The following is a 9,837-nucleotide window of genomic DNA, read 5'->3' as shown; positions in this document are numbered from 1 at the left end:
CTGACTACGGATCAGAAGGCCGAGGGTTCGAATCCTTCTGTGCACGTTATCTATAGCAATATAGATTAAATGAATAGTAAGTAATGGCATGTGCGCATAGCTCAGCTGGATAGAGCGTCTGACTACGGATCAGAAGGCCGAGGGTTCGAATCCTTCTGTGCACGTTATCTATAAGAAATTATAGATTTGTAAATGCCGATGTGGCTCAATTGGCAGAGCAGCTGATTTGTAATCAGCAGGTTATCGGTTCGAGTCCGATCATCGGCTTATACATAATTAAGGTTTGACTTATGGACCCTTAGCTCAGTTGGTTAGAGCATCCGGCTCATAACCGGACGGTCCTGGGTTCGAGTCCCCGAGGGTCCACTAAATTACACTTACTTAGTAGGTGTTAATTTTTTGAATTCTAATTGGAATTATGTAAATAAAATAATAAGTAATGAATATGTGCGCATAGCTCAGCTGGATAGAGCGTCTGACTACGGATCAGAAGGCCGAGGGTTCGAATCCTTCTGTGCACGTTATCTATAAGAAATTATAGATTTGTAAATGCCGATGTGGCTCAATTGGCAGAGCAGCTGATTTGTAATCAGCAGGTTATCGGTTCGAGTCCGATCATCGGCTTAGGTAAAATCTTCTATGAAAATTAACTTTCATAGAAGATTTTTTTGTATTTTTTATAATCAAGATAGTATTGAATATAAAAGTAAGATGTGATATATTTATTTTTAATAAATGGCATAAATTTGATATGAGATAAATATATTCCTATTGTATAGATGCCCGTTTAGGAACTTTAAGTAGTTCTATAATAAGTTAAACAATATATTTTGGATAATATTTATTAAAAGGGAGTAGTATAAAATATAGTATCAACATACCCGATAAATTATCTGGTACTATATACCAAATATCTGGTTACAAGACTTTTAATATAATTTTAGTAATTTAAGTTGCTAAAGTTATGTTAAGAGTCTTTTTTTATAGATAAATTTAATTACAAGGGGGAACCGGTAATGGAGGCTTTCTTTAATAAGGAGAAAAATGAAGTATTAGATTTAATGAAGAGTAGGAAGGAGGGATTATCTGAGAAAGAAGTAAAGGAGAGATTGAGCCAGTATGGAGAAAATATTTTAAGTGGGAAAAAGCATAAAAGCTGGATACAAGTATTTTTAGAGCAATTTAAGGATGTATTAGTCATTGTGTTAATTGTATCAGCAATCATTTCATTTATTTCGGGTAACGAAGAGAGTACAGTTGTTATTTTAGTAGTTATAACTCTGAATGCTATATTAGGGACTATCCAATATTTTAAGGCACAGAAGTCCTTAGAGAGTTTAAAAGCATTGGCAGTAACGAAGGTAAAGGTCATAAGAGAAGGAAAACAGATATTAGTACCTTCAGAGCAAGTGGTACCAGGTGATGTGATGGTATTAGAGGCAGGAGACTTGATAGCAGCTGATGGAAGAATTATAGAAAATTTTAATTTACAAGTTAATGAAAGTTCCTTAACGGGAGAATCAGAAAGTATAAATAAGCAAGATGACGTGATTAATGTAGAGGAAAATATTCCATTAGGTGATCAAAAGAATAGTGTATTTTCTGGATCACTTGTAACTTATGGGCGTGCTGTAGTCGTTGTTACACATACAGGTATGGCAACAGAAATAGGTAAGATAGCCAATTTAATGAATAAGGTGGGAGATAAGCAGACACCACTGCAAATGAGCTTAGATGAATTTAGTAAGAAATTAGCATTTATTATTATTGGTATTTGTGTGGTAGTATTTGGCCTGAGTTTGTATAGAAAAATGGCTATAATCGATGCGTTAATGTTTGCAGTAGCCTTAGCCGTAGCAGCTATACCAGAGGCACTGAGTTCTATTGTAACCATAGTATTAGCTATGGGAACTCAAAATATGGCTAAGCAAAATGCAATTATGAAAGAGCTAAAGGCTGCAGAAGGCTTAGGGTGTGTATCTGTTATCTGCTCAGATAAAACAGGAACATTAACTCAAAATAAGATGACCGTTAAGAAGTTATTTAGAGATGGAGCAGAAGTAGGGATTAGAGAATTAAAGTTAGAGAATCATTTAGATGATTATTTGATGAAAGCATGTGTATTATGTAATGATTCTATTACACGAGAAAAAGAGAGTATGGGAGACCCTACAGAGATAGCACTAGTTAATTTTGCTGAACTTTATGGAATAGATGAGGAGGAAATGCGTAGTGAAATTAAGAGACAGCAAGAGATAGCGTTTGATTCAGATAGAAAACTTATGAGTACGCTGCATAAAATAGATAATAAACTTATTTTATTTACGAAAGGTGCTACAGATGTTTTATTAGAGCGTATAACCTATATAGAAACAAGCAAGGGAAAACGTGAGATTAATAAAGAAGATAGGCTGCAGATTGCTAAGGCTAATGAACAATTTTCCAATAATGGGCTTAGAGTATTAGGATTTGCATATAAGGAAATACCAGAAGAGCGGGAAATTACATTAGATGATGAGTGTGACTATACATTTTTAGGACTTGTGGCAATGATAGATCCACCTAGAGAAGAATCTAAGGAGGCCGTAGATAATTGTATTAAGGCTGGAATTAGAACAGTTATGATTACAGGTGATCATAAGGTAACGGCATCTAGTATTGCTAGAGAGATTGGCATTTTACAAGAAGGCCAGATTGCCGTTGAGGGAATCGAGTTAGATAAAATGAGTGACGCACAATTAGATGAGAAGATAGAAGATATTTCGGTGTATGCAAGAGTATCTCCTGCTCATAAAATTAGGATTGTAGAAGCTTGGCAACGAAGAGGAAATATAGTAGCCATGACTGGAGATGGTGTAAATGATGCACCAGCCCTTAAGAAAGCGAATATTGGTATAGCTATGGGGATTACAGGGACAGAGGTATCTAAGGATGCAGCATCTATGATTTTAATGGATGATAACTTTGCAACTATTGTAAAGGCCGTTGTAAATGGAAGAAATATATATAGTAATATTAAGAATGCCATTGGCTTTTTATTATCTGGTAATACGGCTGGAATACTATGTGTATTAGCAACTTCATTATTAGGATTACCAATTCCTTTTGCTGCAGTACAGTTGTTATTTATTAATTTAGTAACAGATAGTTTACCTGCTATTGCTATAGGAATGGAACAATCTAGAGATGACTTACTGAAACAAAAACCTAGACATCCAAAGGAGAAACTATTAAATAAGATGTTTATGAAGACAGTAGGGATACAAGGGGTATTATTAGCTGTGTTTACAATGATGTCATATTATATTGGATTAACTACTGGAGATAGTAGCGTAGCAATGACAATGGCTTTTGGAACATTGTGTTTGGCAAGATTACTTCATGGGTTTAATTGCAGAGGTGAAGGATCTATATATAAATTAGGACTTTTATCAAATAAAGCGAGTGTAATAGCATTTGTGATAGGTGTGTTATTACTTAATTTAGTGTTATTTATGCCAGGGCTTAGTGAATTTTGTGCGGTAAGTCCTTTAAATGAAAGGCAAATTATAAGTTTATATGGTTTTGCAATTTTCCCTACAGTATGTATTCAAATTTATAAGATGTTTAAGGAATTAGGTGAATTTAGAAGAAGCCATAAATATGAAGTATCAGAAAAACAATAATTTAATATTCTAAAAGGAGCCATCGCTTCACTGTGAACTAATCGCCTATAGGTTAGATTTTTAGGTTTAACTTATGGGGGCGTTCAATGTGGTGATGGCTCTTTTTATAAATTATTTTTCTTTAAAAGGTGGGTCCTGAACATAGCCACCTACTAATTTTTGAATACCGCGAGGAATGGCATCTTTAGAAGTCTTCCAATCAGCATCTTTATTACGATAGTCATATTTATCAATAAACCAAGAAAGGTCTTCTTCTAAGCGTTTAAGGTTATCCTGAGTTAGTTTAAAGAGTGAAGCATAAAACTCTGGTTTATCTTTTTCAGAGATTTTTGTGTGAGAAAGGCGCATGAGATCTCCGAAGTGAGTGACACAGAAACCTTTACTTTCGTTAAAGAGTTTCTTGAACTCAGGTTGATTGGCATAGAGATGGAAGAAAGTATCCATGTAACGTACAAAATTTTTATCTATGTAATCACAGATATAACATGACTTGTTTTTGGCATCTACCCAATCACTTATTGGATTGCTATCTGCATCTTGAATTGTTTTGGTTTTCTTGAGTTTATCAAAGAAGCTTGCTTTAGATGGTGAGAAAGCTTCAATTTGTTTAGCAAGTTCTTTTTGAAGTGCAATATAATGCGTATGTAGAATGAGTGCTGTACCAAGACGATTACCGTAATCATACATTTTTTTATAATGTTCATTACAGAAACCCATTTCATCAGTAGTGGCGCGAATATCATCTTCCATATAAGCAGCACCTAATATAAAGGAAATAGCATCTTGTTCAAGCTTACGTTTAATAAAGCAAAAAGGACATTCATCTTGTGCATTAAATGCATCTGTTAGAGGAATAGTATAAATTGTATCTTTCATGATAGACTCCCTTTCAGTACTAGTATAATACTAGCATAACATAAAGGTGGCAGAATAATCATTAATATTCGTGAATAAAATAGCAAAAACATACTTAGGTAAAAAATGGTTATTTATTTACAAATTGGAAATAATATCTAAGGAATAATAGTAAAGGATGTGACAACATGAAAAACGTGGTGATGCTAGACCATTTGGATCATTTCAATGTGAGACAAATTTTAGAAAGCGGACAAGTGTTTCGCTTTGAGAAAATTACGGATCAAAGTTATATACTTATTGCCAAACAAAGGCTTATTAAGTTGGCGCAGCACGAAGATTCTAGTAGTGTAATGGTGTATAACACGAATATTAGTGAACTAGATGAAGTATGGAGTCACTATCTAGATATTGAAACCAATTATGCTGAAATTGCCAATATATTGTCTGCTAAAGATGAACACATGGCGAAGGCTGTTCAGTTTGGCGAAGGTATCAGGATATTAAGGCAAGACCCTTGGGAAATGTTAATATCCTTTATTATTTCACAAAATAAGGCAATTCCTCATATTAAAGAGTGCATTAAAAATATAGCTATGCGATATGGTCAACCTATTACAGAAGAAGGTGAAAATGGACCTTACTATACTTTTCCTACCCCAGAGGAGTTGCGGGATGCTACTGAGGAAGAACTGAGGGCTTGCAAGGTAGGCTTTAGGGCGCCTTATATTATAGATGCCTGTCATAAAGTATTGAATGAGGAAATAGTATTAAATGAGTTGTATTTTTTACCCGCAGCAGAAGCTAAAGCAAGATTAATGAGTATAAAGGGGGTTGGACCTAAAATAGCAGATTGTATTCTTTTATTTGCTTATTCAAAAATGGAGCTTTTCCCAACAGATGTTTGGATAAAAAGAGTAGTCGAGGGACTATATTTTGAAGGTAGAGAAATGAAGCTAAATGAGATTCAAGAGTTTGCAAAGTCATACTTTGGAGAGTTAGCAGGCTATGCGCAACAGTATTTATTCTTTTATGGTAGAGAAAATGCACTTTTCACTGAAAAGATAAAAACAAAAGAAAATAAGCAAAAAGGAAAGAAATAAAGTAAAAAACAGAGATAATGAGTTTAAATACAGTAAAATAAAATTTGCATTAAAAGAAATAATGCCATAATATTATAAATATCAATTAGCACTCTACTTGAGTGAGTGCTAATAACAAGACAAAAACATAAGAATTTAGGGAGGTCTTTCTTTATGAACTTAAAACCATTAGGCGATAGAGTTGTTATTCAACATCTTGAGGCAGAAGAAAAAACAAAATCAGGTATTATCTTAACAGGTGCTGCGAAAGAAAAACCACAAGAGGCAGTAGTTGTAGCAGTAGGACCTGGTGGCATGGTAGATGGTCAAAAAGTAGAAATGCAAGTTAAAGTTGGAGATAAAGTAATTTACTCTAAATATGCAGGTACAGAAGTAACATTAGAAAAAGAAGAATATGTTATCGTGAAACAAAGCGATATCTTAGCAATCGTAGAATAGTAGAGTAATTGTAATTATAAGATAATAATGAGTTAAGGTACTCATAATGGGAGGTCAATAGACATGGCAAAACAAATTCGTTTTGGATTAGAAGCAAGACAATCACTTCAAGCAGGTGTTGATCAATTAGCAAACGCAGTAAAAGTTACATTAGGGCCAAAAGGTCGTAACGTTGTTTTAGATAAATCATTTGGTACACCACTTATTACAAATGATGGTGTTTCAATTGCAAAAGAAATTGAACTTGAAGATCCATTTGAAAATATCGGTGCACAATTAGTTAAAGAAGTTGCTACTAAAACAAATGATGTAGCTGGTGATGGTACAACTACAGCTACAGTTTTAGCACAAGCAATGATTACAGAAGGTCTTAAAAATATTGCAGCTGGTGCTAACCCAATTATCGTTCGTCGTGGTATGAAAGCTGCTACAGAAGCTGCTGTAGAATCAATCAAAGGTATGAGCCAAACAGTAAATAGCAAAAACCATATTGCTAGAGTTGCTGCTATCTCAGCTGGTGATGATGAAGTAGGTAACTTAATCGCTGATGCTATGGAAAGAGTATCAAATGATGGTGTTATTACAGTAGAAGAATCAAAAACAATGACTACAGAATTAGATGTAGTAGAAGGTATGCAATTTGACCGTGGATACTTATCAGCATACATGGTAACAGATACAGAAAAAATGGAAGCTGTATTTGACAATCCATACATCTTAATTACAGATAAAAAAATCACAAACATTCAAGATATCTTACCAGTACTTGAACAAATCGTTCAAACAGGTTCTAAACTTCTCATTATTGCAGAAGATGTTGAAGGCGAAGCACTTGCAACACTTGTTGTAAACAAACTCCGTGGAACATTTAACTGTGTAGCTGTTAAAGCACCAGGTTTCGGTGATAGAAGAAAAGATATGCTTCAAGATATTGCAATCCTTACAGGTGGTACAGTAATTTCTGAAGAAGTTGGTCTTGACCTTAAAGAAGCTACAATCGATATGCTTGGTCGTGCAGCAAGCATCAAAGTTACAAAAGAAAATACAGTAATCGTTGATGGTGCTGGAGATAAAGCAGCTATTAAAGAAAGAGTTGCACTTATCCGTAACCAAATCGAACAATCAACATCTGATTTCGATAAAGAAAAAATGCAAGAAAGAGTTGCTAAACTTGCTGGTGGTGTAGCAGTTATCAAAGTGGGTGCTGCAACAGAAACAGAAATGAAAGAAAAGAAACTTCGTATCGAAGATGCTCTTGCAGCTACACGTGCGGCTGTAGAAGAAGGTATCATCGGTGGTGGTGGAAGCACATATATCCACGTTAAAAAAGATGTTGCTAAATTATTAGATACAACAACAGGCGATGAAAAAACAGGTGTTAAAATCATCCTTGCGGCTCTTGAAGCACCACTTCGTCAAATCGTATTAAATGCAGGACTTGAACCAGCAGTTGTTATCAACAAAGTTGAAGAACTTGCAAATGGTGTTGGTTTCAATGCACTTACAGAAGAGTACATGAACATGATTGAAGGCGGTATTGTTGATCCAACTAAAGTAACAAGAAGCGCACTTCAAAATGCAACATCAGTAGCATCTACATTCTTAACAACAGAATGTATCGTAGCTGATATTAAGAAAGATGAACCAGCTATGCCAGCAGGCGGCATGGGTGGCATGGGCGGAATGGGAATGATGTAATTCCTGCCTAATAGCAAAGTTTATGGCGTAAATAATATATAAGCTAATATGAAAAAGAGTAACTAGCTAAAAAAAACATTAGGTAGTTACTCTTTTTTTATTTACTATTTAGAATAAACCAAGTATACCACAGCCTAGCACGACGAATGCAAAGATAATACGGTATACTGCAAATACTTTCATTGGTTTTCTTTGTAAGTAGTTTAAGAAACGATCAATAACTACTAGTGCTACAAGGAAAGAAACAACGAAACCTACGCCAAGGCCAATCCATTCTACACTTGTTAAAGCGTTTTGTGCTTTTAAGATGTTAAGAAGTGCTTGACCAAACATAACAGGAATTGCAAGGAAGAATGAGTATTCTGCTGCGGCTACTGTTGAAAGGCCAGCTACCCAACCACCGATGATTGTAGAAGCTGAACGAGACATACCAGGTACGATAGAGAGTACTTGGAAGAGTCCTACGATAATAGCGATTTTAGGTGTAATTAAAGTATTTGATAAAGATGTTGTTTGGTTACCACGCAGTTTGCTTTCTGCATACATCATCCAGAGACCGCCAATGAAGAGCGCACAAGCTACTACAAGCGGATTAAAGAGCTTGGCTTCAATAAGGTCATCAAAAGGAATACCGATAGCAGCAGCAGGGACACATGAGATTGCAATCATACCCCAGAAATAGAGTCCACTTTTTTCAGTAGGAACATGTTTGCTAGGGAAAAGATGAACAACTGTATCGATGATTTTCTTACGATATAGCACGAGTACAGCTAAGATGGCACCAAGTTGAATAACCATTGTAAACATATTTGCAAAGGCTGTATTTTCAGAGAAACGTAAGAGGTTACCAAAGATGATTAAATGACCTGTAGAGGATACGGGTAAGAACTCTGTAAGCCCCTCTACAATACCAAGAATTGCGGCTTTTAACATAAATAATAGATCCAATGAAAGCCCTCCTTTAATTTTATAATTGTTTATATTTTATTTACTTCTATACATTATAATAGTTTATGAAGACAAGCACTATAATTATTACGTTTAATTAAAAATAACTTAAGGTTTATAAGTTTCTACTTATATTGAAAAAAAACGTATTTTATAGTATTTTTATATAGTAGGATTTAAGTAGTATAAGGCGTGTTTCAAACTCAATACATAATATATGAAGCAAAGCGAATATACCAAAGTATAACATATACGCAGATATATACCAAGTAATGAACTTTATATATTGTATGTTGAGAAATATATTTTATTGGAAGGATGGTATAGGGAAATGATGCAAGCAACTTTTAAAGAGTACATGATTAAGCAGAAGAAGTCAGCTAAGGATATTACCATGCAAGCACTTATTGTAGTATGTGCGGCAGTAATTATTTTACTTGCTATGACTATGGGGGGAGCAATATTTGGGCCTATTATTACAATTGCAGCATTATTAGGCGCAGGATATTTATTTATCATGTTTAGCAGAGAATATGAGTACATATTAACAAATGAGGAATTAGATATTGATGTAATCTACAATCGCTCAAAACGTAAAAGAGTAACAACAGTTAACTTAAGAAAGATTGATGTTATGGCAGCAATGGATGATGCAAATCACCGCCATGAGATTGAAGGAAAAGGTGTCGCTAAAGTCATCAATGCTAGCGATAACTCAAATGATAAAAATACATATGTAATTATTGGACAAACACAATTTGGAGCAACTAAAATTATTCTTTCACCTAGTGAAGATTTCTTAGATGAAATGTTTAGACAGTCTCCAAATAAAATATTCCGCAGAATGTAGGGTTACAGAATTGGGCTTGGGAACTGAGCGTCGTTGAGGCTCCCTCCTACTGATAGCTACGACTACGTGATTTGTGTCCCTCTAAGTAAAGAATTATAAAGCAACGTGATGAACTCGTAGTGCTCATTTCATTCACACTACTCAAACAGCATCACTAAAACCGCTTTATACTTCTTCACCAAGAGGGACAACAAATCACTCCGTATGTAGACTATCAGCAGGAGGGAGCCTCAACTTCTTAGTTACAAGCCTTTAATTCTGCAAATATTCTGAGTGGTGG

The 9,837-nt window shown here is 34.9% G+C and carries 7 protein-coding genes and 5 tRNA genes; 10 read left to right on the top strand and 2 right to left on the bottom strand.

The window, feature by feature from the left end; genetic code table 11:
- Positions 1 to 90: 90 nt before the first annotated feature.
- The 6 genes from AC1VAQ_RS20260 to AC1VAQ_RS20235 all read left to right on the top strand — a co-directional run bounded on the left by AC1VAQ_RS20260 (position 91) and on the right by AC1VAQ_RS20235 (position 3,665).
- Positions 91 to 164, top strand: a tRNA-Arg gene (locus tag AC1VAQ_RS20260).
- A gap of 30 nt (positions 165 to 194) precedes the next feature.
- A tRNA-Thr gene (locus AC1VAQ_RS20255) sits at positions 195 to 267 on the top strand.
- A 25-nt stretch (positions 268 to 292) separates the two neighbouring features.
- A tRNA-Ile gene (locus tag AC1VAQ_RS20250) sits at positions 293 to 366 on the top strand.
- Between the two features lie 81 nt (positions 367 to 447).
- Positions 448 to 521: transfer RNA gene (locus AC1VAQ_RS20245), tRNA-Arg, on the top strand.
- 30 nt (positions 522 to 551) lie between these two features.
- A tRNA-Thr gene (locus AC1VAQ_RS20240) sits at positions 552 to 624 on the top strand.
- Between the two features lie 392 nt (positions 625 to 1,016).
- On the top strand, positions 1,017 to 3,665 hold the full coding sequence (locus tag AC1VAQ_RS20235; protein ID WP_302599577.1) for a cation-translocating P-type ATPase: 2,649 nt from the start codon (positions 1,017 to 1,019) through the stop codon (positions 3,663 to 3,665).
- 111 nt (positions 3,666 to 3,776) lie between these two features.
- On the opposite strand, the gene AC1VAQ_RS20230 is transcribed toward AC1VAQ_RS20235, so the two are convergent.
- The gene (locus AC1VAQ_RS20230) at positions 3,777 to 4,541 is read right to left on the bottom strand and encodes a DUF6062 family protein (RefSeq protein ID WP_302599576.1); all 765 of its coding nucleotides are present in this window, start codon (positions 4,539 to 4,541) and stop codon (positions 3,777 to 3,779) included.
- A 167-nt stretch (positions 4,542 to 4,708) separates the two neighbouring features.
- On the opposite strand from AC1VAQ_RS20230, the gene AC1VAQ_RS20225 reads away from it, so the two are divergent.
- The 3 genes from AC1VAQ_RS20225 to groL all read left to right on the top strand — a co-directional run bounded on the left by AC1VAQ_RS20225 (position 4,709) and on the right by groL (position 7,759).
- Complete coding sequence (locus AC1VAQ_RS20225; RefSeq protein WP_302599574.1) at positions 4,709 to 5,623, top strand: DNA-3-methyladenine glycosylase family protein; 915 nt, start codon at positions 4,709 to 4,711, stop codon at positions 5,621 to 5,623.
- Between the two features lie 153 nt (positions 5,624 to 5,776).
- Positions 5,777 to 6,061 carry a co-chaperone GroES gene (gene groES / locus AC1VAQ_RS20220; protein ID WP_054743485.1) on the top strand — a complete coding sequence of 95 codons (285 nt, stop codon included), beginning with the start codon at positions 5,777 to 5,779 and terminating at the stop codon, positions 6,059 to 6,061.
- 63 nt (positions 6,062 to 6,124) lie between these two features.
- Entirely contained in the window at positions 6,125 to 7,759 is a 1,635-nt protein-coding gene (gene groL, locus AC1VAQ_RS20215) for a chaperonin GroEL (protein ID WP_302599573.1), read from the top strand.
- Positions 7,760 to 7,867: 108 nt separating this feature from the next.
- On the opposite strand, the gene AC1VAQ_RS20210 is transcribed toward groL, so the two are convergent.
- Complete coding sequence (locus AC1VAQ_RS20210; RefSeq protein WP_302599572.1) at positions 7,868 to 8,707, bottom strand: undecaprenyl-diphosphate phosphatase; 840 nt, start codon at positions 8,705 to 8,707, stop codon at positions 7,868 to 7,870.
- Between the two features lie 331 nt (positions 8,708 to 9,038).
- Here AC1VAQ_RS20210 and AC1VAQ_RS20205 point away from each other — a divergent pair, with 331 nt between their 5' ends.
- Positions 9,039 to 9,557 carry a DUF6106 family protein gene (locus AC1VAQ_RS20205; protein WP_479904464.1) on the top strand — a complete coding sequence of 173 codons (519 nt, stop codon included), beginning with the start codon at positions 9,039 to 9,041 and terminating at the stop codon, positions 9,555 to 9,557.
- The last annotated feature ends 280 nt before the right edge of the window (positions 9,558 to 9,837 follow it).

The sequence above is a fragment of the Cellulosilyticum sp. genome (assembly GCF_982396655.1).
The sequence above is the reverse complement of the archived record's forward strand: the minus strand, read 5'-3'. Positions and strand labels throughout refer to the sequence as shown.